Genomic DNA, 22,588 nt, shown 5'->3' on the forward strand with positions numbered 1-22,588 from the left:
GGAAAAAGCGCAGCCTTGATAGTGGCTGCGCTTTGCTGTTGTCCTGATCGGCTCAGGGTTTGCTGACGGGGGCCGGCGCGGTGACGGCGCAGCCCTTGGCGCGCTGGGCCTTGGTGAGTTCCTCGGTGCGGGCGTCCACCTTGGCGATCACGTCGCGGTTGTCCATTTCGTTCACCACGGCGCCGGGCCAGAAGAACAGCACGAACAGGACGTTCTCCTTGCTGACGCCTTTCTTGCTTTCGGCTTCGGCGCGAACGCCGGCCAGCTTACGCAGCTCGTCGTTGATTTCGCCGCAGCTGAGTTCAGCGATGGGCTTGGCGGTGGCGCTGGTGTATTTGGGGGCGCAGGAGGTCGCCGCCAGGGCAAAAAGCATGAGTCCAAGTGCGATTTTTTTCATACATTGCACGTATACCACATGAACGAAATGAGGGAAAGCTCACTTTGTGTTGAACCGAGTGCAGATCACCCTTACCGCATAGCCCCAGCATCCACCTTCACCTGAAGCTGTCCGCTGGCGGCGGCCTGCACGACCAGAGCGCTGGGCTGCACGCTCAGGCCGCTGAGTTTGAGCGGCCCCACCGTGCCGCCCAGTTGCAGGCCCGGTGTGGGCGTCATAGGAAGTCTGGCCTGCGCCTGCGCTCTGGCCTGCTCCAGCTGGGGCGTCAGGTCGAAGCGGGCCGCGCGGGTCACATAAGCCTGGGCACGGGCGTCGGCCAGCAGCGAGATGACCGTGCCGGTCAGGCCCTCGCGGCGCGTGCGGACGCTCACGCCTTCCAGCGTCACCACGCGCCCGCCGGCGTCGAGTTTCGGCGTTCCGGTCACGTCCAGGGTGGCGTTCACTTTCAGGCCCAGCGGGCCGCGCACCATCACCTGTACGGCCACCAGGAGTTTTGAACCCGCCGGTTTGACTGTTACGCGGGTGACCTGCACGGTCGGGCGGGTGGGCAGGGGCAGCGTCACGGCTTCGCGGGCGGCGTAAGCGCTGGCGGCGCGCGACAGTTCCACGAAGGGAAGCACCACGGGAACGGTCAAGTCGACGCCTTCGGGAAGGATGTCCCGGATTTTCAGGGCCGGCAGTGGGGTGGACGTGACGGCCGGAGTGCGGCCCAGCCCGGCTTGCAGGTTGAAGGTCGTTCCCACCGTGAGTTTCAGGGCGTCTGGCGTGAAGCGAAAAGGCGTCACCGTGACGTTCACGGGTTTGACCAGCGCGTAGGCGGGTTGCGGGGCAGGCAGCGTCCAGGGTTGCTGCACCCTGGCCCACAGGGTGCCCGCCCGCTGCCGGAGCTGCGCTCCCTCCCGCACCGCCCGCGCCACGTCCGCCGCCACCCGGTCGAGTTGCGTGCGCACCTGGCCGTCGACCAGCGACTGCACGCTGACCTTTACGCCCGGCGTCAGTTCCACACTTAGCGGGTCTGTCCAGGCATACTCCCCTTTGATGTCGGCCCCCGCCTCCCAGTCGGGCGTCACGAACGGTTTCAGGCGCAGGGTCACACTGGCGCTGCCACCAAAGTCACGCGCCAGCACCGAACCCACCCCGCCCGGCGCCGCGTGCATGTCGGCCCGGATGGGCACGCTGACCAGCAGCGCGTCGCCGTCCGGTTTCACGGTAACGGCCCCGGTTCGCGTGACGGTGCCCGCAAGTTTTACGCTCACCAGCCCGCCCAGGAAGGACTGCTCCTGATCGACCCGCGCAAATTCCGCCGGAACACGCGCGTTGGCCGCCGCCTGCACGCCCGCGAGCGGCACGGTGATGGGCAGGGTCACGCTGGAAAGCGCCTCGGCACAGGGCATGGCCACAGTCAACAGCAAGGCGGTGAGAAATGGGCGCAAGGCAAATGGGCGCAGAGAAACGGACATGCCCCCAGGCTAAAGGTTGAGCGCCGCCAGACCGCCGCCCTTCGGTACTGCTGCGGATGACCTACGCTCTGGGCATGTGGATTCAACACCCCTTGACGCTGCCGGCCATGCGGCGCGGGTTTCACCTGATTACCCGCGAAGTCGTGGCCGCCGTGCCGGAGTTGACGCAGGTGCAGGTCGGGCTCCTTCACGTTTTCATTCAGCACACCTCGGCCAGCCTGACCTTGAACGAGAATGCCAGCCCGGACGTGCGCCGGGATTTCGAGCGGTACTTCAACCGCGCTGTGCCGGACGCCTGGCCCGACTTCGAGCACACGCTGGAAGGATCGGACGACATGGCCGCGCACATCAAGGCCAGCGTGCTGGGGCCAGGGCTCACGCTGCCGGTGCAAGCGGGGCGGCTGGCACTGGGAAGGTGGCAGGGAATCTACCTGTGCGAGCACCGCGACCACAGCGGGCCGCGCCGCCTGGTGCTGACCTTGCAGGGCGAGTGACGCCCGGGCCTGGTCAATTCCCCAGGGCAGGTAAAGGTGAATTCAGGCGGCGCTGCGTAGAATGAAGGCCACTCAGGGAAGGTCAGCGCCGCGTGGCGCGGGAAATCTGAAGTTCAAGGAGAAACGGAGTCCATATGGATTGGCAAAACTTACCGAGCGGGGGAAACATCGAGGATCGTCGCGGCGCAGGCGGATTGCCCGGCGGGGGGCTGGCCGTCGGCGGCATTGGCGGCCTGATTCTGACCCTCATTGCCATGTTCTTCGGCATCGACCCGGGCGTCATCACGGGCGGCGGCAGCCAGGCCCCGCAGCAAACGCAGGCGCCGTCGCCGGCCAACACCAACACCGAGGAGTACCAGTTCGTCGACCGCATCATGGCCAGCAACGATCAGGTGTGGTCGGGTGTTTTTCAGCAGGCCGGGCGTGAATTTCAGGAGCCCACGCTGGTGCTGTACAGCGGCGGCACGCGCAGCGGGTGCGGGACGGCCAACAGCGCCGTGGGGCCGTTCTACTGCCCGCTGGACAGCAAGATTTACCTGGACACCAGTTTCTTCAACACCATGAGCAGTCGCCTGGGGGGCGGCGGCACCTTCGCCTACTCCTACGTGATCGCGCACGAGTACGGGCACCACATTCAGAACGAGCTGGGCATTGCCGATCAGGTGGAGCGCAAGCAGCAGAGCGCCCGCAGCGAGGCGGAAGCGAACAGTTACAGCGTGCGGCTGGAGTTGCAGGCCGACTGCTTCGCGGGCGTGTGGGGCAACCAGACCCAGGCCCAGACGAAGATCACGCAGCAGGACGTGCAGCAGGCGGTCAGCACCGCCGAGGCGATCGGGGACGACACCCTGACGCGCGGCGCCGTCAGGCCGGATTCGTTCACGCACGGCACCAGCCAGCAGCGCGTGAACTGGTTCATGACCGGCCTCAAGAGCGGCAACCCGAACTCGTGCGACACCTTCAACGTCGCTTACAACCAGTTGTAAACCGTTCAAACAGAGAAGGCGCGGAGTGCATGTCCGCGCCTTCTCTCTTTGTGCTGCAAGTTTCTCTGGGCCATCCGCCCTCAGCTCAGCAGGCCGATGGTGCGGGCGCGGCCCACCGCCTCGGTGCGGTCACGGGCGTCCAGTTTGGCGTACAGGCGCGCCAGGTGGTCTTTCACGGTGTCGGGGCTGACGCCCAGGCTGCGGGCAATCTCCTTGTTCGAGTAGCCCTGGGCCAGCAGCGGCAGCACCTCGCTTTCGCGGGGGGTCAGGCGCGGCACGTTCACCTGCGGCAGGCGGTCGATTTCCGGGTGGGCAATGATGTCGCGCAGTTGCCGGGCCAGGCTCTCGGGGTCGGTCTCCTTGCTGACGTACCCCTTGGCCCCGGCGGCGCGGGCGGCCTGCACGATGGCCGGCTCGGCGAAGGTGGTGATCAGGATGCTGACCACGCGCGGCGCGGTGATGCGCAGGCGGTCGCAGACCTCGATGCCGGTCATGCCGGGCATTTTCACGTCCAGCAGGGCCGCGTCGGGCTGGTAGGTGCGGCAGGCGTCCAGGGCGCTGGGGCCGTCGGCGGCCTCGGCCACCACGTCGAAACCCTGCTGCATCAGGGCGTACTTCAGGCCCATGCGGAACAGCGGGTGATCATCGGCAATAACGAGTCTCATGGGGTGACCTCCGGAAGGGTAATCGTCAGGTGGGTGAAGGGAACGGGCGCAGGTTCAGTGTCGGCGTGTTCCAGCGGGGGATGGCTTGACGTGGCAGACCCAACCTCAGGGAGGCGGGTGTACCTGAGTTGCCCCCCGTGAGCCTCGGCGATGCGGCGCGCGATAAAGAGGCCCAGGCCGGCGGTGCCGGCGGTGAACTGCTGCCCGGCGATGATGGCCGGCTGGGCGTTGAAGGGCTGGGCCAGCTTGTCCAGCGGCAGGTCGAGGCCCGGCCCGTCGTCCGCGACGCACAGGCCCTCGTGGCCGGCGCACAGGACAACCGTGCGGCGGGCGTAGCGCAGGGCGTTCTCGACCAGATTTGACACGGCGCGTTCCAGCACCGCCGCGTCGGTCAGCGCGTGACCGCCGCCGCAGGCGCTGAGGTGCAGGCCAGCCGCCTCAGCGCGGCCCGCGAAGCGGCGCACGATGTCGTCCAGCAGGGCGCGCAGATCGGTGGGCTGGCGGTTCAGGGTAAGGTCGTCGCGCTCGAAGCGGTGGGCATCGGCCATCTGCTGCACCAGCGCCAGCAGGCGCGCCGTTTCCGCCTGAATGTGCGCCCCCACCTCGCGCCGCTCCGCGTCCGGCAGCGGCAGCGTGGTCAGGGCGTGGGTCAGGTGTCCGGTGGCGATGATGGGCGTTTTCAGGTCGTGCACCAGGGTCGCCATGAAGGCGTTGCGGCGCGCCTGTTCGGTGCCCAGGCGGCCCAGCAGGCCCGTGAAGGCGGCCCGCAGCGAACGCACCTCGCTGGGGTCGTCGGGGTGCGCTTCACCAAAGTCACGGCGCTTGACTTCCGCTTCCAGCCGGCTGACGGGTTGCAGCAGCGCCCCACTCAGGAAATAGCCCATGATGGCGCTGAGGACACCGACCAGCAGGATCCACAGCAGGTTCAGCAGGCTCAGCCTGAGCGGAGACATCAGCGTGACGCCCAGGTTGGGCAGGAACGCCAGCAGGAAGATCACGGCGGTGAACTGTGTTCGCAGCGACAGCCGGCCCAGGCCGCTGCCAGTGGGCGCGGCAGGGTCTGGCCCGGTCGGCGAACTCATCATGCCTTTAAGGTTAGGGGGGGGCCTCTGACAGAACCCTCACCATCTGCCTTCTGAAGTGCCCGTTGTCAATCCCCCGACCCCCCCGCCGCGCACGGCACTTAAGGCCCGGTGCCCGCAAGGTTCGCGTCATGTAACATTGTTAGCATGTGCGTATGCCCGTGACGACTGCGCTGCTGCCCCTGACAGGATTCTTCTTGACCCTGCTGGCGTACTGGTGCTGGACTCGCGCCAGGGAAGCGGCCACCGACGCCAGCCTGCAACGCCGGCTCTGGGACCACAGCAAGTACCAGCGCGACTTTCAGCAGACCACGCCGCTGGAAGTCTCGGAGTGGTTCCACACCGAGCGGCGCAAATACCAGCTCTACGCCGTGGGCACCCTGCTGCTGGCGCTGGCGTGCTTCGTGTACACGGCGCTCATGTTCATCACGCCAAAATAAGACTGATTACGCGAATTCGCCGAGCGCGTGAATCTCCGCCTGGGCATGTCCTGCGGCCAGCAATTCCGCTTCAAGTCCCCGCAGGTCTGGAAGGGCGCAGAGGATGGCGGGCAGAATCACGGATTGCGCGGGGGGCAGCGGGAATGTCCGGTCACCCACGCGCAGGCTTAGCGGGTACTCCAGGGTGCTGAGCACCTGTCCCCCGCCCGGCGTCCAGCTGAACTCGCCCCGGACGCTCAGGCGTTCCAGCACGAAGTGCGGCCCCGCCGCGCAGACCCGGCGCACGCCGCCTGGCACAGGCAGGCCGGGGTGCGGGCGCGGCTGGGGGGCCCATACCAGTTCGTCCAGCAGGGCGTCCAGGTTGGCGTGCCACACCCCGGCATCGAGCGGCTGGCCGTACAGGTCATGCGGCATGGCGCTGATGCCCAGGTCGCTGGTCTGCTGAATCTCGTACACCAGCGTGTCCGGCCCGAAGCTGTGCAGCACTCCACCGGGAATGTAGATGGTGTCCCCGGCACGCACGCGGTAGCGCGGCATTACGTCGTCGTAACGGCCGTCCAGCAGCGCCTGGCGCAGTTCGTCGCGGGTCACGCCGGGGCGCACGCCCGCCAGGATGCTGGCGTCCGGGGCGGCCCACAGGATGTGCCAGGCCTCGGTTTTGCCGTGGGCCACGCCGTACTTGCGCTGGGCCGTGGCATCGTCGGCGTGCAGGTGAACCGGCAGCATGTGCGAGGCGTCGAGAAACTTGGCCAGCAGGGGAAATTCCGGGCCACTGAAGCCGGCGCCCATGATGTCCTGCGGGAAACGGGCCATCAGTTCGCGCAGGCTCGCGCCCGCCAGTGGGCCGCTTTGCACCCTAGCAGAGTCGGTGGGTGAACCGTGATCGCTGACCTCCCACGTTTCGGCCAACGGGGACGTTTCCTCGCTGGGTTGCAGGGTTTTGCCGAGCAGATCGTGAATCAGCGGGCCGCCGAACGAATACCGGCGAATCGGGTAACTCAGGAACAGGGGCTCGCGGGGCAGGGCGGTCACATCGGCCAGCGCTGTTGAAGCCATAGGGTTCTCCTTGATAGGGAGCAGGTTCATGCGAGGGTGGCCGCAGGTCGGGCCGCCACGCGTTCATTATTGATTCCTGCGTGGCTATAGGACGACAGGAGTAGGCTTCAGGCATGTCCCAGGTCTGGCACCCCAAGCGCTTGACCCGCCAGCAACAAGAAGAACGGCGGCTCTTCGCAGAACCGCTCATTAAGCAAGGCACACTCACCTCCACGGAGATTGGCGACTTATGTGGCGTCAGTGCCAGCGCCGTTCGGAATTGGCGTCAACGCCTCCTGACTCAAGGCTCGCTGGAAGCGACCGTTGCTCCCGGCCCGCGTCGGCACCTCACCGATGAGCAGATCGCTCAAACGATCGACCTGCTCCGCGCTGGGCCTGACCCAGTGCGGTATCAGGATCATCGCTGGACGTGTCCAAGAGTCAGGGAATTGATTGGTCTCAGATTCGATGTCTGGTACGACGTGGATCATCTCAGTCGTCTCCTGCATGAATGGGGATTCTCGTTGCAGAAACCAACGAAACGCGCTGTGGAACAGGATCCAGAAGCGGTGGTGACCTGGATCGAAACGAAGGTGCCAGCGTTGGAAAAAAAAAGTACAGGACGGAGAAACACTCGCCTTTCTGGATGAAGTGGGTTTCAGCTTGAAACCCACGGTCACGCGCACCTGGGCCACATGTGGGCAAACACCTGTGCTGGAGAGCAAAACCAACTGGGAGCGAGTCTCCACCATCGGGGCAATCATCACCACAGGCCAGTTCCTGCAACAGACTCACCCGGCCTCCATCAAGGGGCCACAGGTCATCTCCTTTCTCAAACACCTGCTTCATCACGTCCAGGGCAAGATCACCGTCATCCTCGATAACGCCAGCATTCACAAAACGAAGGCGCTCAGCGCCTTCGTGCTGGGTGAACCAAGATTGTCAGTGGAGTACCTCCCACCCTACTCACCTGAACTGAATCCCATTGAACTTGTCTGGGCCTACATCAAACAGCACGTCCTGGCGAATTTCTGTCCGACAAACTTGATGACTTTGAAGGCTCGACTCACCTTTGGCTGGCAGCACATTCGGTATATCCAACTTCCCAATCGCCTGCTGTACGGCTCGTCATGAACCTACGCAGGAATCAATATCCACGCAGCAGCTGATCCGCGGCGCTCTCGGCGTCCAGTTCACCACGCGCCACGCGGGCGTACAGGTCGTGGCTGGCCTCGCGGGCACGGCGCAGCAGACGCTCCTGCACCAGCGACCTGACCTCGAATTCGGCGCGGCGTTCGCGGCGGGCCTGCAAGCCTTCCTCGCCCAGCCAGTCGCGGTGCTGCAAGGTGGCGTCGATGAGCTTGTCGGTGCCCTCGCCCCGGCTGGCGACCGTGCGGCGAATGGGGGCCAGCCAGGTGTGCTCGTCGTGTGCCCCGAGGCCCTGCGCGGCCATCAACTCGCGCACCGTGCGGTCGGCGCCGGGCAGGTCGGCCTTATTCACCGCGATGACGTCTGCGATCTCCATGATGCCGGCCTTGAAGGCCTGCACGCCGTCCCCACCCGCCGGGGTCAGCACCAGCAGCGTGTGGTCGCAGGCGGCGGCGATGTCCACCTCGGACTGGCCGACACCCACGGTTTCCATAATCACCCAGTCGAAGCCCGCGCCTTCCATCAGGGCCAGCACCTGCATGGTGTACGCCGACAGGCCGCCCAGCGCTCCGCGACTGGCCAGCGAACGCACGAACACGCCGTCGTCGGCATGATGGCGCAACATGCGAATGCGGTCGCCCAGGATGGCCCCGCCGCTGTAGGGGCTGCTGGGGTCGACCGCCAGCACCGCCACGCGCTTTTCCCGCGCGCGCAACTCGGCAATCAGGGCGTCGGTCAGGGTGCTTTTGCCGCTGCCGGGGCTGCCGGTGACGCCCACCACCACCGCCCGCCCCGGGCGTTCCCGCGCCGCCCGCAGCAGGGGCCGGGCGTCCGCCAGACCCGCTTCGGCCAGCGTGATCGCCCGCGCCAGCGCACGCACATCGCCCGCACGGTAACGGGAAAGCAACTCGGCATTCACGGGCAAACGCCCTCCACGGCGGCAGACAGGCACATCAGCATGATTCTTCACAGGCTAGCGCAAGCCGCCGAACGAAGCGCGTCTCAGGCAGAGGGACGCCGGAACCCGCCCCGTCAGGCGATCTTGCTGGTGTTGAGGGCGCTTACCTGAACACAGCGAGGAAGGCCAAAGACACGCGGCAAGAGAAGAAAAGCGCGTTGTGGCCTTATTTCTGACCATCCGCTCGCCTTACGGCGACTGCCCCAGCACGTCGTCCGCTTCGGTGGCTTCGAGCAGGTTTTCCAGGTGGGCGTCGTCGTTGAAGCCCAGCAGCATGCCGCTTTGCTCACCGATCAGGACGCGGGTGATGCTGGTGTTCATGACGCTGAGCCTGGCCCAGGCGCCCTCGGGCACACCCCCCAGCGCGAGGCCGACAGCCACCCGGACGACGCCCCCGTGCGTGAAGACCAGAACGCGCTGTCCGGCGTGACGGGCCCGCAGAGCGTGGAACACCTGCCCGCAGCGCGCGAAGAGGTCTTCCATGCTTTCGCCGCCGGGGCGCCGGGTGGCCCAGGGGTCGTTCTGAAGGGACGTGAGGTAATCAGGAAAATGCTGCTTGATGTCGGCCATGACCAGGCCGGACAGTTGACCGACATCGATTTCGCGCAGGCCCGGGTCAAGCTGCACGGGGGGTGCGCCGGCCAGCCGCTCGGCGACGGTTCTGGCCGTCTGCGCGGCGCGCAGGAGGTCGCTGCTGTACACGGCGGCGAAATGCTGCCCGGTAAGGCGCTCGGCCAGGGTGGCGGCCTGAAGCATGCCGACCGGGGAGAGCGGCACGTCGGTCTGGCCCTGGTAGCGTCCGTCGACATTCCAGGTGCTTTCGCCGTGCCTGACCACCCAGAATTCCGTGGCGGTGGCCCGATCCGGGGCGATGAAGCCGGTGGGAACCCGTTTCGGCTTCTGGGTCAAGGTTGGCCCGCCGCGGCGTGGGGGGCGGCCGTGAAGGTCACCCCCTGCCCGGCCACCATCTTGCCGATCACCCAGGGGGTCTCCCCGGCGGCCTGCAAGGTGCGCAGGGTCTGCGCGGCCTGTTCCTGCGGCACGATAAACAGGAAGCCGACCCCCATGTTCAGGGCGCGGAAAGCCTCGGTGCGGGCCACATTCGCCTGCCTGACGATCAGCTCGAACAGGGGCGGCACTGTCCACGACGCCGTGTCTATTTCCATGCCGACGCCCGGCGGGAAGACCCGGGGCGGGTTGTCTACCAGGCCGCCGCCCGTGATGTGCGCCATGCCGCGCACGTCCACGCCCGCTTTTTCCAGCGCGCCAAAGGCCGGCAGGTAGGCGCGGTGCGGCACCGGAAGCAGCTCTGCCAGGGTTTGCCCGTTCAGATCGGATCGGGCCTCCTGCCAGTCCAGGCCGTCCAGGGCCATGCGGGCCAGCGAAAACCCGTTGGTGTGCAGGCCGCTGCTGGGCAGGGCAATTACGGCGTCGCCGACCCCGATGCGCGTCCCGTCGATGAGTTTGGGCCTGTCCACGACGCCCACGATGGTGCCCACGATGTCCAGCTCGCCGTCCACGTACACGCCGGGCATCTCGGCCGTTTCGCCGCCCAGCAGGGCCACGCCCAGCGCCTCGCAGGCCTGCGCCGCGCCGGTCACGACCTCCGCCACCGCCTCGGGGCGCAGTTTGCCCATCGCCACGTAATCCAGGAAGAACAGGGGGCGGGCGCCCTGCACCAGGATGTCGTTCACGCAGTGGTTCACGATGTCGTGGCCCAGCCCGCCAAAGCGCTCAACCTTCACGGCCACCTTGGTCTTGGTGCCCACCCCGTCGGTACTGGCGACCAGCACCGGGTCGGCCAGCTCACCGAAAGCGGCGCGGAACAGCCCGCCAAACCCGCCCAGCCCGCCCAGCACATGCTCGTTGTGCGTGCGCGCCACCGCACCTTTCATCAGGCTCACGGCGCGGTGCCCCGCATCGATGCTGACCCCGGCCCGTTCGTAAGCGGAGGCGCCCGCGTTCCCTTGTTGTTCGTCAGTCATGATCCTCCTGCGCCCCACGCCATTCACGTGTAAGGCGAGTCGGCAGACAGTGTACCCGACCCCATCACACGAAAAAACCCCCGCGATGGCGCGGGAGTGCTGGCGGACAGACGGGTGACTGGTGGTTTACTGGTTGCTGCTTACCAGTTGCTGCCCGTGGGGAGCGCCGCGCCCTGACCTTTGGGATTCGGCCCCCATTTGTTGCTGCCGGGTTCACTGTCCATGATGGTGAACACCAGCAGAACGAGGCTGGCCAGCGGAATAATGCCGATTAGAATCCACCAGCCGCTTTTGCCCGTGTCGTGCAGGCGGCGGATCATCACCGCCAGGCTGGGCACCAGCACTGCCAGCGAGTAAAGCAGGTACAGGCCCCCGAAGATGTAGGCCAGCGGGTTGACCTGGGCCGCCATATCTCCGCCGACCGAGGCCGCCGGGTTCAACCCCAGCGCCATCATCGGGATGTACAGCAGCGTGGAAATAATCAGGTTCACCAGGGTGAACATCCAGTATTCGCGGCGACGGGCACGACCCGAGAAATTCGCGTAGTTGCGGCGGATCACGTTCAGGTATTCGTTCATAGGCGCGGCCTCTCTATCAGGGTGAGATGAGGCCAGTGTAAAGGAGCGGCGGCACAGGGCAAAGCAGATTTGCCCTGGCACCACTAAGGGCGCCGGTTTGACCAGTCGTGTCCAGAATTAAGCGGCGTTCAGGCCTGACGCGTATGGCGGGTGTACCACCAGCGGCCCAGCGCCAGCAGCGCGACCACGGCCGACAGCCCCCCCAGGCCCCACATCAGGCGCGCGTTGTCGCCGCTGAGCCACACCACCAGCGCCGTGACGGGCAGCGCCCCAGCGGCACTGGCCAGCATGAACTGCCGGAAAGGCATGCGGGCTGCGCCGGCCACCAGGTTCATGGCGTCGGCGCTCAGCACCGGCATCAGGCGCACCATCAGCACGCCCTGAGCGCCGTTCCGCTCGGCAAATTCGTAGGTTTTGCGGCGGGCCGACTCGCCGATCAGCAGGCGAATCAGCGAATTCCCCACGGTGCGCCCCAGCCAGTACCCCGCCACCGCGCCGAGCACCGTTCCGGTGTACACGATCAGGAAGCCCTCGACCGGGCCGTAAGCGCGGGCAGTCACCGCGATCATCACCAGCGCCGGAATCACCGGAAGCACCGCCTGCAAGACAAAAGCGGCCATCAGGGCCAGCGGCCCGGCCCAGCCCAGGCTGCCCACGAACGCCTGCATGACCGCCGGGTCGGGCGAGCGCAACGCCGCGTACCCCGCGTGCGCGAAAGCCCGCACGTCAGGAATCAGGCCCAGTGTCAGGAAAAGCGCCAGCACCCCAGCAAAAACCGCCCACCGCAGGTACGCGGGCAGGTGGGGTTGAGGCGTCGCGGCGATCATGCCCACAGTCTAGGAAGGCCGCGCCGGAGAAACGCCCGACTAAAGTTGTGGAAACCTTGAAGTCAGCCGCTGGCAGGGGGTAGATGGCGACTGGTGGCAAGCCACCCGAGAACCATGCCTCCCAATCGTGTTTTGCCACGATCCCCTTATCACATACCAAAAAATCCCCGCCTGGCGCGGCGGGGATGAATTTCGGCACCTTGACCTTCAGCGGTTCTGCGAGAGTTTTTCCAGCACCAGGCGGCTGGCGGCCTTGAGGGTCTCGAACACGCCGACGCCCTGGGCGGCGCTGGCCTCGTACAGCGTGAGTTCTTTTTTGGGATCAAGCACGGCGCGGATCATTTCGGTGGGCAGCGCGTCGGGCAGGTCACGCTTATTGACCTGCAGCACAATCGGCACGTCCCTCACGTCGATGCCGTGCTCGGCCAGGTTCTCGCGCAGGTTGCGCATGCTCTCGGCGTTGGCCCGCAGGCGGTTGGGGGCACTGTCGGCTACGAACACGATACCGTCCACGCCGCGCAGAATCAGTTTGCGGCTGGCGTTATAGAACACCTGCCCCGGCACGGTGTACAGGTGGAAACGGGTCTTGAAGCCCTGCACGCTGCCGAGGTCGAGCGGCAGGAAGTCGAAGAACAGGGTGCGTTCGTCCTCGGTGGCCAGGCTCACCATTTCCCCGCGCAGGTGCTCCGGAACGCGTCCGAAGACGTGCTTGAGGTTGGTGGTCTTGCCACACATGCCTGGGCCGTAATACACAATTTTGCAGTTAATCTCGCGGGCGGCGAAGTTAATGGTACTCACGGGCTGACCTCCGGGTCTGGGAATCGAAATCGGGTCTGGGAATTAAGAGCCGCCGACATGGCTTTTGGCTCGCGGGCGGGCAGCTTAACCGAGCAGGTCATCCAGCAGGGACACGGCCCCCTTGCTGAAGTCGTCTCCCAGTTCCGGTTGGGGCATCTCGGCAATCTCGTCCAGAATCACGACGACTTTCTCGATGGACTTGCGGGTATACACCTTCACTTTACCCAGCGCCACCGAGGAATCGAAGATCAGGGTCAGCAGGGCGTGGTCACCGACGGACTCGACATACAGGGTGCCGTTGTCGCCCTGGTGCGTCTGCTCACTGAAGGTGCGTTCGCCCAGCATGTTCGCCAGGGCAGCGGTGGCGGCGGCGTTGCTGGCCACCAGGGTCGCCACGCTGTCGAGCGCAGGCGGGCGCGGGGCCCACAGGGCTTCTTTGTGCGACAGAACGAAGCCCTTTCTGTCGACCAGCAGGCAGTAGCGCACGCCGGTCTGTTCCAGCAGTTCTTCCAGGTGCTGGTCGACCCTGGCGTATGCTTCGCCGTAGAGGGCAAGTGAAGGTTCAATCATCTCCGGGCAAGTATAAAGACGGACTTGGCACAAACCTCTGACGAAGTTCAAAGTTCACGCACGTCAAGGCAGGCAACAGCTCTGCCGGCTTCTGAAAAGCCACCGGGAGAGTGGGGATGACTGTAACCGGCAGGCCTCCTGACCCGCGCCTTCCGTGACTTCTGCCATGCGCGTGTCAGGCGTGGCGTCCTACACTGCTGGGCGTGTGGCCGGCCCGTTCTCACTTCGCGCGTCTGGAGTTGTTCCTGCGGGACATCCTGGGCAGCGGCGCGGCCCTGCTGCACGAGGAAGAGGTGCGCGAGGCGCAGACGGTGAGCGCGGCGGAACTGGGCTGGTCGGACGCGGTGCGGCGCGGCTTCGGGTTTGAGCGCGTGTTCGCCCACCAGGCCGAAACCTACCGGCTGATGCGGGGTGGCCGGAACGTGATCGTCACGACGCCCACGGCCAGCGGGAAAACGGGCGCTTTTTTTCCGGCGGTGTTCGAGAATCTGGAGCACAATCCGGACGCCACGGCCCTGTTCGTCTACCCGCTGGTGGCACTGGGGCAGGATCAGCGCGACAAGTTGCGGGCGTTCCGGCAGCAGGGCGGGTTCGACTGGGAGATCGCAGCTTTCCACGGCAGCGTGAACCCGAACGAGGTGTTCCGGCCGGGCGTGCGCATGGTCACCGCCACACCGGACAAACTGCACTGGTCACTGACCTCCCCGAAGGTGCGCGAGTTCCTGAGCAAACTGACTTTTATCGTGCTGGATGAGGCCCACACCTACCGCGGCGGCTTCGGCAGTGAGGTGGCGGGGATGCTGCGCCGCCTGCTGGGCCTGGCGCGGGCGCTGGGCGCCAGCCCGCAGGTGATCCTGAGCACCGCCACCATCGGCAACCCCACCCAGTTCGCGCAGGAGTTGACGGGGGTGGACACCGTGCAGGTCAGCGAGTCGGGCGCGGCCCGGCACGGAAAACGCTATTACCTGGCCGACCACCGCGGGCAACCCCGGCGCTTCTGGGACGCGGTGGTCAGCGCCAGCGTGACGCACCAGCTCAAGGTGCTGGCGTTTTTCCGGGGCCGTTCCCGCGCCGCCAGGCTGTACGGCACTTACCGGGCGCAACCGAATTTCGCGCAGCATGTTCACCTTTACATGGCGGGCACCAGCGACCGCGAGGGCCGCCTGTCCGAGTTCCGCAAGGCCAGAAGCGGCGTGATGTTCGCCACCAACGCCCTGGAAGCCGGGGTGGACATCGGGGATCTGGAGGTCGTGATTATCGACGGCTACCCAGGCTCACGCATGGCCTTCCGCCAGATGGCGGGCCGCGCCGGGCGCATCGCACCGGGCCTGGTGCTGTACCTGCCGGCGCTGAACGAGCAGGGTGTACCGCAACCCGTGGACGCTTTTTACAGCAACGCCGGGAACTTCCATGAGCTGCTGACCGGGCCACTGGAAAAAGCGGTGGTGGAGGCGGGGAACCAGTACCTTGCGCCCCGTCACCAGCGGCGGCAGGCCGCAGAGTTCACGGCCGCTGGCCTGAAGGCGCCGGCGGACGAGAACCAGGCCTACTGGAACCTGCGGGGCGAAGGCAGCGCGAAGTTCATGGTCGTCGAGGCCGAGGAGTATGCCAAACACGGCCTGAAGGCCCTGGATACCCCGCTGGAATCCCCCAGTCAGCATTACGCCCTGACCGAGAAGCACCAGGGCGCCGTCTTCACGCTGGACGGGCAGGGGTACAAGGTGCAGTCGTGGGAGACGTCGGCGCGGGGCACGGCGATTCTGGTCGAGAAATTCCAGGCGGATAACCTGTTCACGCGCGGGCTGTACTCCACCACGGTGCAACCAGTCGCGGGGCCACCAGTCTCAGGGCAGCCGGGCAAAATGAGCGAGTGGGTGCGGCGCGGGCCGCTGGTGTACCGGCACGGAGAAGTGGTGATTCGCCGCCAGTACACGGGCTACATGATGATGCGCCAGGTGTTCGAGCGCGTCTGTACCGGCTGTGACCGCGACCCCGGCCCCTTCGAGCGGGTGTGCGCGTCCTGCGGCGGGCGCATTCAGGACAGGATGCAGGATCACAAGCTCTCCGAGCACCTGTACGAGGAACCGCTGGAACTTCCGCCGTTTCGCACCAGCAGCCTGGAAGTAGGCATCGACCCGGCCGCCACCGAACGCCCCACCGCCGTGGCCCACACCCTCAAACACCTGCTTCAGAAACTCACGCCGGAGCGCGTGGCGTGCGACGAGGGCGACCTGGCCGGCGCCTTTCGCGACGGGCGCGACACCTATTTTTTCCTGTACGACGACTGGCAGGGCGGACTGGGCGTCTCGCGCCGCGCTTTCGAGAGCATGGACGACCTGCTCAAACGCGCCTTCGAGTTGGCGACCAAACCGTGCTGCAAGACCACGCAGGGCTGTTACGAGTGCATTGCCGTGAGCCGCTGCTTCTCCCCTTTCCTGCCCAGTGGCGAGCGCCGCCCCACCGACAAGCAGGCCACGGCGGAGTTCCTGCAGCGCCTGCTGGGGATCGAAGCTGCGCCAGTCGAGGAGACTCAGGCTATTGCCTTGCCAGATACCGAACCGCAATTGCCGCCCTCATGGCCCCTCCAGGCGCGCGAACTGCTGGACTTGCAGGGCCTGTCGCTGCCGGAAGTCAGCGCCCGCCTGGGCATTCCCAGCCGCGAAATTCAGCGCGCCGTGAACACCACGCGCCCCCTGCGCCTGCACCACGCCAAATTCGGCGACGGCGTGTTCATGCAGGGCTTCGGCCAGGGCGACCGGCGCGAGGTGCTGGTGTACTTCCCCGGCGTGGGGCAAAAACGCCTGCTGTTCAAGTTCGCCGGCCTCAGCGTCATCGAGACGGCCAGCGCGCCTGCGGGTTGACCCACTGCGCCGGGCATGGTTATACTTGCTTCCGCTCTGAAATGAGCCAGTCAACATATAGCCTAGGGATATGGTGTAATGGCAGCACAACAGATTTTGGATCTGTTTGTCTAGGTTCGAATCCTAGTATCCCTGCCAAGCACAGCGGTCTTCCACTTCAGGAGGGCCGCTTTTGCGTGTGCCTTCGCCTGACGTGTTTCTGACGCTTCTGACGGTTTCTTTAGCCTCCCTGCGCCGCTCATGTTCAGTCAGCTGGCCTTCACGGCACGTCAGCCAGACAGGACTAAGGTGATCTCGACAGCAATCCTACCCGCACCACACTCCCTCACAGGATTGCACGGAGGCTCCACCATGAAAAAAGCCCTGACCACCCTCGCCGTTGCTGCCGCTACCGTCGCCAGCCTGGCTGTTCCCGCTCTCGCCGCCCCCAAGATCAGCGCCCAGAGCATCATCGTCAACCCCGTGCAGACCAGCCTTTCCGCGCGCGTGTGGGTGAACCGCGACACCACCGGCAACGCGATTCCCAACTACCGCGTCGGCGACCGCATCACCTTGTACACCAGCGTCAACGAGAACGCCTACGTGTACCTGTTCAACGTGAACCCCGACGGCAGCACCGACCAGATTCTGCCCAACCGCTACAGCACCCGCACGGGCAACAACTACGTGAAGGCCGGACAGACCCGTGCTTTCCCCGCCGTCGGCGACCAGTTCACCTATGACGTCAGCGGCGCGGCCGGCCTCAACAAAGTCCTGGTCATCGCCAGCCGCCGGCCCCTGAACCTCAGCGAACTCAGCAGTTACACCCAGGGTTCGGCCTTCGCCACCGTCAAGCCTCAGAACCAGCAGCAGCTGGCCCAGGCCCTCAGCATTACCGTCAACCCTGTCGCCCAGCCCATCCCTCAGACCGACTGGATCAGCGACACCGCCTACTACAACGTCGTGCGCTAAGCATCCCGCCAGCGGCCTGACTTTCCCCTCTCCTCCGGAGCTTTGCAAGGCTCCCCAGAGGAGAGGGTTTTTATTGCCCCAGAGGACAAGGAGCCGGGTTGAACCCACTTGGGAGTGGCTGTGCCAGTTCCCCCTTCCGACTGGGCGGTTTTCCCCGACTACCAGGCGAGAGAGATACGTTCCATCTCATCTGTTCACACTGACCTCGCAGTTCACACGCCACCTATTTTTCTTCCCGTTTCCTGCGCAAGTATCGCGCCTCGATGAGGCCGAGGACAAGCGTGTTTATAAGGTAGGTGCCGAGCAGGGCAGTGAAGATGAGGTTGTGGGTGGTAGGGGCTTGCGGGTTGAGCAGGAGGGGAAAGCGGACAAGGCCGGTCAGGGGCAGCAGGGTCGTCACGAGGGCAGCCCAGGTAACGAGGAGCATGCCGCCCCAGGGACTGTTGAGGAGGCCGGAGCCGGGCAGCAGAAAGACAAGAAAACGGTACGTGGCGGGCCGTCCGAGGCGGGCGGAAGTGGCGGCGCGCGGAATGAGGAGCAGGAACGCGAGAAGCAGCAGGTGGGCGAAGGCGGCCAGGATCACCCAGCCGAGGCGCCCTCCTGCCGGGTCGCCTTGCAGGAAACCCAGGGGGTCCAGGAGGTCGCGGCGCAGGGTCACGCTGAGGTCACCACTGACCATGCGGGCCAGGTTGCGCCGATCCGGGTAGCACAGGCGCGGCTGGCCCTGGCGGTATTTTTTCTGGAAGTCCGTGCCGGGCGAAGCGGGGTTCAGGCCGACGTTGTACTGCGCGGCGCTCAGGTCCGGGCGCAGGGCCAGGGCGGCGCGGTAGTCCTCCAGGGCCTGCGGTTTGTCGTCGCGTTCCTGTGAAATGACCCCCAGGTTGTTCAGCGCGCAGGCGTCCTGTCCGGCTTGCAGGAAGGATTCGCGAGCGGTGGTGCTGTCTCCGTCGAGTTGCGCGGCCAGGCCCGCGAGAATGGCGGTGTCGGGCGTGACGCGCAGGTTCAGGTCTTCGACGTTCGCGGCGTACCACCCACCCCCGTACGTTCCCATGTTCAGCGCGGGCGCCAGGAGACCCTGGCGGGTCTGGTTGGCCCATTGCCACCCGCCCAGCGTCACGAGCAGGGCAGCGCCCAGAATGAACAGCATCAGGCGTTCGCTGAACGAGGCATAACTCATCAGGTTCAGCCGGGCGCGGGTCATGGGGCGTTGCCACAGACTGCGGTAACGTCCGCCGAAGGCCCGGGTGTCCTGCTGCTGCGTGCGCCACGCCCGCGTGGACAATGTAAGCAGGGCCGCCAGCAGGCTGATCAGCAGCGCTATGGTCGCCAGGCGCGCGGTGTCGCGCAGGGTGGCGGTGTCCTCGCTGCCCAGGTTGTAGAGGGAACCGCCGCGCTGGCTGCGGGCGAACTGCCGCCATTCCTCGGCTTCCCCGGCGCGGTCTTGCGCTTCGAGCAGCGCGGCGTAACGCTGGTACAGGGGGTCATGGCCCTCGAACTGCGGGTAAAGGTCTCGCAGGAACGACATCCACACCTCGGCGCGCGGCAAACGCTTTTGCGAGATCAGGGTGGCCGCGTACCTCGCCGGGTCACCGTAGGCCTTCAGCGCCTCGCGGCTCACGGGAATTTCCGGGTCGATTCCTCTGGCGGCTGCGTCCCTTTTGGCGTGTTCCAGGGCCAGGTCAGCCGCCGTGGGGAAGCCCGCCGTATCCAGTCGGGCGGCCAGCCCCGTCCACGCCGGGAAAGGCATTTGCGAACTCAGGGCGCGGCGCACGTTGTTCAGCGCGCCGTAACTGTCGCCCGCTTTCTGGCGCTCCTGCGCTTCCCTGAGCGCCAGAAAGGGATTTCCGGGAAAGAGCGTCGTCCAGCGGCTCACTTCACCTGCAGGCACGTGGTCGGCCACGCGGGCCAGCCACTGCGTGACCGCCGGATCCGGCGGAAGCACGGCCCGTTCCTGAACAGGAATGAAGAAGCCCGCTTCCGGGGCGGCCAGCGTGAACTGCTCGGTATAGCCCTTTCCTTGCGTGGTCACGCGCACCGCGCCACTTGCAGCGTCCAATGCGGACACCGGAGCGGGCAGGTCGGCGCGGCCCAGCACCCGGCCCTCGGCGGTGATGGCGTACACGGCAGGCCCCACGCCCACGTAGGAATTCCCTCCAAACTGAACAGGTTCGACCAGGGAACCCATCGCCTGTGGGAAGTTCAGGCGCCACACCACGCGCTCTTCCTCCCGGTCAAGCAGCGTGCGGCCTTCCAGCGAGACTTCCGCCTGGGCCAGACCACCACCCAGACAGCCCATACTCAGAAAGCACACGGCCAGGAGGAGGCGAAGAATGGCTTTCACGCTTTGACGGCTCCGTCGCCTTCCGGGCGCACGAGCAGGTGCACGGCCCTGACCAGCATGACGGCACTCCCGGCCAGAAATTCCCATGAACCTCCGAAGCGGGTGGACAGCCACCAGCCCACGGGTAAACTCACCGCTGTGACAAAGGGAATGGCGTTCAGTTTCAGGGCCTTTTGCAAAGTCGCCTTGTAAATAGGAACCAGTGCCAGCGCCAGGCCAATGGTTCCCAGAATCGTCAGGGGCGCCACGGGCAACAGGGCCCCCACGAAGGGCGCAATGCCTCCGCCGCCCTTGAAGCGGAAGAACACCGGGTAGCAGTGGCCCAGCACCACGCCCAGTACCGCCAGCCACGTCCACTCCGGGGCCAGCCCCTGCGCCAACCACCGCGCCAGCAGCGTCGCCACCACGCCCTTCAGGATGTCCAGCACAGACACCACCACCGCCGCCTGCCGGCCGTACTGACGGAAGGTGCCGCTCCCGCCCGGCAGGTCACGCGAACGAATGTCGTCGCCCCGCGCCCGCGAGTACAGGATGCCCATGACCACGGAACCCAGCAGGTAAGACACGACAAAGATGGCGGCAGGCATCACGCCCGCCATTCTAGGCTGGTGCGGCTGGGACACACTGCCGAACACGTTGCCAAATCGGGACGCCCGTTAAACTGGGCGTGATGCCTGTGCCAGAACTGACCCGCGCTGAATTACGCCGTTACGCCCGTCCGCTTCTGGTGGCGGAGTGGTCGGAGGCCGGGGCGCAGGAAAAAGTGAAGGCCGCCTCGGTGCTGATCGTGGGCGCGGGTGGGCTGGGTGGAGCGGTGATCACGCAACTGGCGGGCGCGGGTGTAGGGCAACTGATTATCGCGGACGGGGATACCGTCAGCCTCAGCAACCTGCACCGTCAGATTCTGTTCGACACGGCGGACGTGGGGAAATTCAAGGCGGAGGTGGCGTGCGCCCGCGCCCAGCGCATCAATCCCTTCGTGAAAGTAAAGGCCGCGCCGCAACTCACGCTGGAGAACGCGCCCGGCCTCGTCGGCCAGGTGAACCTGGTGGTCGACGCCACGGATAATTTCGAGACCCGTTACCTGATTGCCGACACGTGCCATGACGCTGGAAAAACCTATGTGTGGGGCGCAGCGGGCGGCACCACCGGACTGGTCACCGTGTTCAACGAACACTACGGATTGCGGCAGGTCTTTCCAGAACCCGCCGGGGCCGAATCCTGCGACGCCATTGGCGTGCTCGGCCCGCTGCCGAACGTGATTGGCAACGTCATGGCGGGCGAGGCGTTGAAAGTGCTGTCCGGCGTCGGTGAAACGCTGTTCGGTCGCCTGTGGATGTTCGATGCCCTGAGCGCCTCCGTGCGCGTGGTGCGCCTGAATCCACCCCCCCGGGCCACAACAGTCTAACGGGTTCAAAACAATCCAAAAACGTTGTTGTGCATGAGGTTTGAAAATGCAGATGACGGCCACAACGATCCCTATGCGGCTCTCCTGGGGATTCCAGTTGTCCCTGACAGTCTTTTCTGCTTCCCCCCGAGTCAATAGTGTGTTAAGCTCCATTTGAGCCGACCATCTGCATAACTGATTTCTGGGCTGACGATCTGCTCAAATTCATGTGCTGGAGGAAAAAAATATGGCCAAAGCCAACAAATCTGCTGCCAAGAAGCCCGCTGCCAGAGCCACCGCAAGCCAAAAGGTCGCCAAGACCCAACTGATCGAGATGGTGGCAGACAAATCCAGCCTGAACAAGAAGCAGGCCGGCGAAGCGGTCGCCACTGTGCTGGACACCATCGTGGAGGCGCTGCGCAGTGGCAAGAGCGTGGGCATGCCCGGCCTGGGCACCCTGAGCGTCACCAACACCGCCGCCCGTCAGGGTGTTCGGCCTGGCACCAGCGAACGCATCACCATTCCCGCCGGGAAGAAGGTGCGCTTCAAGGTGGCCACCACCCTCAAAGGCAACCTGTAATCCGGCCATGCCCTTCCTGCAACCTCTCCGGGCGCAGGAGTGGCCCTAGCTCTCAGGTACAGGCACTCCCTGAGCCTTCCCTGATGCCTGCCCAGCCTCCGCGCTGGGCAATGTCTTTTTTGAAGCATCTGCGACTCCTGTCGTGTCGCTCAGCCCTCACACGGTTTCCGTCCAATCCGTTATCGAATCGGGAAAACGCCCATTCGAGAACTCCTCTCCCAGTAACCGTTCTGTTCCTTCTCGCTCTGCTCGGGTTGAACAGTGGGCATAACTGTTCAACCGGAATTCATATCACACGCCCAAGCAAGAGGTGATTTCCCTGAAGCCAACGGCCTTCCGACCCGGTGACCGAGTCGTCCTGCCCCCCTATGGCATTGGCGTTATCTGCGGTACCTGCGCCAGACCCCTCGGGTGCGAAACGCTCACCTACTACCAGATTGAATTTCAGCACACTAGCAGCCGCGCTTTCGTTCCGGTACAAAGCTCTGCACCGACTGGTATGCGCCCGGCCCTCTCGCCAGCTGACCTTCCTACCCTCCTGCATGCCCTGCAGAATGGCGAACTGGACTTGCCACGCCAATGGTCTGTGCGTCACCAGCGCGTCACAGCGCTTCTCGCCAGCGGCGAACCCTACGAACTGGCGGCCATGATCGGGCAGTTTCACCGCTGGAACCTGAAACGCGCCCTGCCCGACCTGGATCGTCAGGCCTTTCGCAGAGGCGTGAAACTCCTGATGCAGGAAGTAGAGGGGCTGACAGGAAAAACGGCCCAGACCATTCAACTCTTCCTGGAACGCGCACTCCTTGAACCGCAGAGCCTCAATTAAAAGCTAAATCAGAAGCCACAAAAAATCTCCCCCGACCATAAGATCGGGGGAGATTAGAGACAGGAAGAAGAAGAGCAGCGATGGGGCGGAGCGATGAAAGGAGGTGATCCAACCGCACCTTCCGGTACAGTTACCTTGTTACGACTTCACCCCAGTCATGCGCCACAGCCTAGACACCTGCCTTGCGGCTCCCGGTGGTTTTAGCTGCAACGTACTCCCAT

At 65.3% G+C, this 22,588-nt stretch carries 23 protein-coding genes, 1 tRNA gene, 1 rRNA gene and 1 pseudogene; 11 read left to right on the plus strand and 15 right to left on the minus strand.

Annotation, left to right across the window (positions count from 1 at the left end):
• Positions 1-52: 52 nt before the first annotated feature.
• Both E5Z01_RS15535 and E5Z01_RS15540 read right to left on the minus strand, forming a co-directional pair.
• A complete protein-coding gene (locus tag E5Z01_RS15535; protein WP_135230194.1) occupies positions 53-397 on the minus strand; it encodes a hypothetical protein in 345 nt (114 codons plus the stop codon).
• 71 nt (positions 398-468) lie between these two features.
• Positions 469-1,791, minus strand: a complete 1,323-nt coding sequence (locus tag E5Z01_RS15540) for a DUF4403 family protein (RefSeq protein WP_240738486.1) — start codon at positions 1,789-1,791, stop codon at positions 469-471.
• 140 nt (positions 1,792-1,931) lie between these two features.
• On the opposite strand from E5Z01_RS15540, the gene E5Z01_RS15545 reads away from it, so the two are divergent.
• Together E5Z01_RS15545 and ypfJ are read left to right on the plus strand one after the other, a co-directional pair.
• Positions 1,932-2,351, plus strand: a complete 420-nt coding sequence (locus E5Z01_RS15545; RefSeq protein ID WP_167757961.1) for a secondary thiamine-phosphate synthase enzyme YjbQ — start codon at positions 1,932-1,934, stop codon at positions 2,349-2,351.
• A 134-nt stretch (positions 2,352-2,485) separates the two neighbouring features.
• Positions 2,486-3,334 (plus strand): KPN_02809 family neutral zinc metallopeptidase, encoded by an 849-nt coding sequence (gene ypfJ, locus E5Z01_RS15550; RefSeq protein WP_135230197.1) that lies wholly within the window; start codon positions 2,486-2,488, stop codon positions 3,332-3,334.
• A gap of 80 nt (positions 3,335-3,414) precedes the next feature.
• Here ypfJ and E5Z01_RS15555 read toward each other — a convergent pair whose 3' ends face one another.
• Positions 3,415-3,999 carry a response regulator transcription factor gene (locus E5Z01_RS15555; RefSeq protein ID WP_119765121.1) on the minus strand — a complete coding sequence of 195 codons (585 nt, stop codon included), beginning with the start codon at positions 3,997-3,999 and terminating at the stop codon, positions 3,415-3,417.
• A complete protein-coding gene (locus E5Z01_RS15560; protein WP_135230209.1) occupies positions 3,996-5,081 on the minus strand; it encodes a sensor histidine kinase in 1,086 nt (361 codons plus the stop codon). The genes E5Z01_RS15555 and E5Z01_RS15560 overlap by 4 nt, the downstream gene beginning before the upstream one ends.
• A 155-nt stretch (positions 5,082-5,236) precedes the next feature.
• Between E5Z01_RS15560 and E5Z01_RS15565 the strand changes: the two genes are divergently transcribed.
• A complete protein-coding gene (locus tag E5Z01_RS15565) occupies positions 5,237-5,521 on the plus strand; it encodes a hypothetical protein (RefSeq protein WP_119765119.1) in 285 nt (94 codons plus the stop codon).
• Positions 5,522-5,527: 6 nt separating this feature from the next.
• Here the strand turns inward: E5Z01_RS15565 and E5Z01_RS15570 are convergent, their stop codons facing one another.
• Positions 5,528-6,577, minus strand: a complete 1,050-nt coding sequence (locus tag E5Z01_RS15570) for a type I phosphomannose isomerase catalytic subunit (protein ID WP_135230198.1) — start codon at positions 6,575-6,577, stop codon at positions 5,528-5,530.
• Between the two features lie 113 nt (positions 6,578-6,690).
• Between E5Z01_RS15570 and E5Z01_RS19800 the strand changes: the two genes are divergently transcribed.
• A protein-coding gene (locus tag E5Z01_RS19800; protein ID WP_205750503.1) for an IS630 family transposase occupies positions 6,691-7,690 on the plus strand; the annotation gives its coding sequence in 2 pieces (ribosomal slippage) (positions 6,691-7,161 and positions 7,163-7,690; 999 coding nt in all).
• 13 nt (positions 7,691-7,703) lie between these two features.
• Here E5Z01_RS19800 and meaB read toward each other — a convergent pair.
• The 7 genes from meaB to mglB form a co-directional block, all read right to left on the minus strand.
• Entirely contained in the window at positions 7,704-8,624 is a 921-nt protein-coding gene (gene meaB / locus E5Z01_RS15580) for a methylmalonyl Co-A mutase-associated GTPase MeaB (RefSeq protein WP_135230210.1), read from the minus strand.
• A 228-nt stretch (positions 8,625-8,852) separates the two neighbouring features.
• On the minus strand, positions 8,853-9,572 hold the full coding sequence (locus E5Z01_RS15585) for a histidine phosphatase family protein (RefSeq protein WP_135230199.1): 720 nt from the start codon (positions 9,570-9,572) through the stop codon (positions 8,853-8,855).
• A complete protein-coding gene (purM, locus tag E5Z01_RS15590) occupies positions 9,569-10,648 on the minus strand; it encodes a phosphoribosylformylglycinamidine cyclo-ligase (RefSeq protein WP_119765113.1) in 1,080 nt (359 codons plus the stop codon). Before purM ends, E5Z01_RS15585 begins: the two co-directional genes overlap by 4 nt.
• 140 nt (positions 10,649-10,788) lie before the next feature.
• Positions 10,789-11,226 (minus strand): DUF805 domain-containing protein, encoded by a 438-nt coding sequence (locus E5Z01_RS15595; protein ID WP_135230200.1) that lies wholly within the window; start codon positions 11,224-11,226, stop codon positions 10,789-10,791.
• Between the two features lie 128 nt (positions 11,227-11,354).
• Positions 11,355-12,053 carry a TVP38/TMEM64 family protein gene (locus tag E5Z01_RS15600; RefSeq protein WP_135230201.1) on the minus strand — a complete coding sequence of 233 codons (699 nt, stop codon included), beginning with the start codon at positions 12,051-12,053 and terminating at the stop codon, positions 11,355-11,357.
• A gap of 207 nt (positions 12,054-12,260) precedes the next feature.
• Positions 12,261-12,851 (minus strand): GTPase MglA, encoded by a 591-nt coding sequence (gene mglA, locus E5Z01_RS15605; protein ID WP_119765107.1) that lies wholly within the window; start codon positions 12,849-12,851, stop codon positions 12,261-12,263.
• 84 nt (positions 12,852-12,935) lie between these two features.
• Positions 12,936-13,421, minus strand: coding sequence for a GTPase-activating protein MglB (gene mglB / locus E5Z01_RS15610; protein ID WP_135230202.1), 486 nt, complete (start codon positions 13,419-13,421; stop codon positions 12,936-12,938).
• A gap of 203 nt (positions 13,422-13,624) precedes the next feature.
• Here mglB and E5Z01_RS15615 point away from each other — a divergent pair, with 203 nt between their 5' ends.
• The 3 genes from E5Z01_RS15615 (at position 13,625) to E5Z01_RS15625 (ending at position 17,233) form a co-directional block, all read left to right on the plus strand.
• Positions 13,625-16,282: a DEAD/DEAH box helicase gene (locus tag E5Z01_RS15615; protein WP_135230203.1), complete on the plus strand. Its 2,658-nt coding sequence runs from the start codon at positions 13,625-13,627 to the stop codon at positions 16,280-16,282.
• A 64-nt stretch (positions 16,283-16,346) separates the two neighbouring features.
• Positions 16,347-16,420, plus strand: a tRNA-Gln gene (locus E5Z01_RS15620).
• Between the two features lie 213 nt (positions 16,421-16,633).
• Positions 16,634-17,233 (plus strand): DUF4384 domain-containing protein, encoded by a 600-nt coding sequence (locus tag E5Z01_RS15625; RefSeq protein WP_119765099.1) that lies wholly within the window; start codon positions 16,634-16,636, stop codon positions 17,231-17,233.
• A gap of 223 nt (positions 17,234-17,456) precedes the next feature.
• Here the strand turns inward: E5Z01_RS15625 and E5Z01_RS15630 are convergent, their stop codons facing one another.
• Entirely contained in the window at positions 17,457-19,574 is a 2,118-nt protein-coding gene (locus E5Z01_RS15630; protein WP_338069160.1) for a tetratricopeptide repeat protein, read from the minus strand.
• Positions 19,571-20,161, minus strand: coding sequence for a glycerol-3-phosphate acyltransferase (locus E5Z01_RS15635; protein ID WP_135230212.1), 591 nt, complete (start codon positions 20,159-20,161; stop codon positions 19,571-19,573). The genes E5Z01_RS15630 and E5Z01_RS15635 overlap by 4 nt, the downstream gene beginning before the upstream one ends.
• 83 nt (positions 20,162-20,244) lie before the next feature.
• On the opposite strand from E5Z01_RS15635, the gene E5Z01_RS15640 reads away from it, so the two are divergent.
• The 4 genes and pseudogenes from E5Z01_RS15640 (at position 20,245) to E5Z01_RS20310 (ending at position 22,367) form a co-directional block, all read left to right on the plus strand.
• Positions 20,245-20,982 (plus strand): HesA/MoeB/ThiF family protein, encoded by a 738-nt coding sequence (locus tag E5Z01_RS15640; RefSeq protein ID WP_135230204.1) that lies wholly within the window; start codon positions 20,245-20,247, stop codon positions 20,980-20,982.
• Between the two features lie 226 nt (positions 20,983-21,208).
• Positions 21,209-21,541: an HU family DNA-binding protein gene (locus E5Z01_RS15645; protein WP_119766557.1), complete on the plus strand. Its 333-nt coding sequence runs from the start codon at positions 21,209-21,211 to the stop codon at positions 21,539-21,541.
• A 310-nt stretch (positions 21,542-21,851) separates the two neighbouring features.
• Positions 21,852-22,016 (plus strand): annotated as a pseudogene (locus E5Z01_RS20305) (CarD family transcriptional regulator); the annotation flags it as partial.
• Positions 22,017-22,040: 24 nt separating this feature from the next.
• Complete coding sequence (locus E5Z01_RS20310; RefSeq protein WP_338014492.1) at positions 22,041-22,367, plus strand: hypothetical protein; 327 nt, start codon at positions 22,041-22,043, stop codon at positions 22,365-22,367.
• A 96-nt stretch (positions 22,368-22,463) separates the two neighbouring features.
• Here E5Z01_RS20310 and E5Z01_RS15655 read toward each other — a convergent pair.
• Positions 22,464-22,588: ribosomal RNA gene (locus tag E5Z01_RS15655) — 16S ribosomal RNA — on the minus strand; the annotation flags it as partial.

It is taken from the genome of Deinococcus fonticola (genome assembly GCF_004634215.1).
GTDB lineage: Bacteria > Deinococcota > Deinococci > Deinococcales > Deinococcaceae > Deinococcus > Deinococcus fonticola.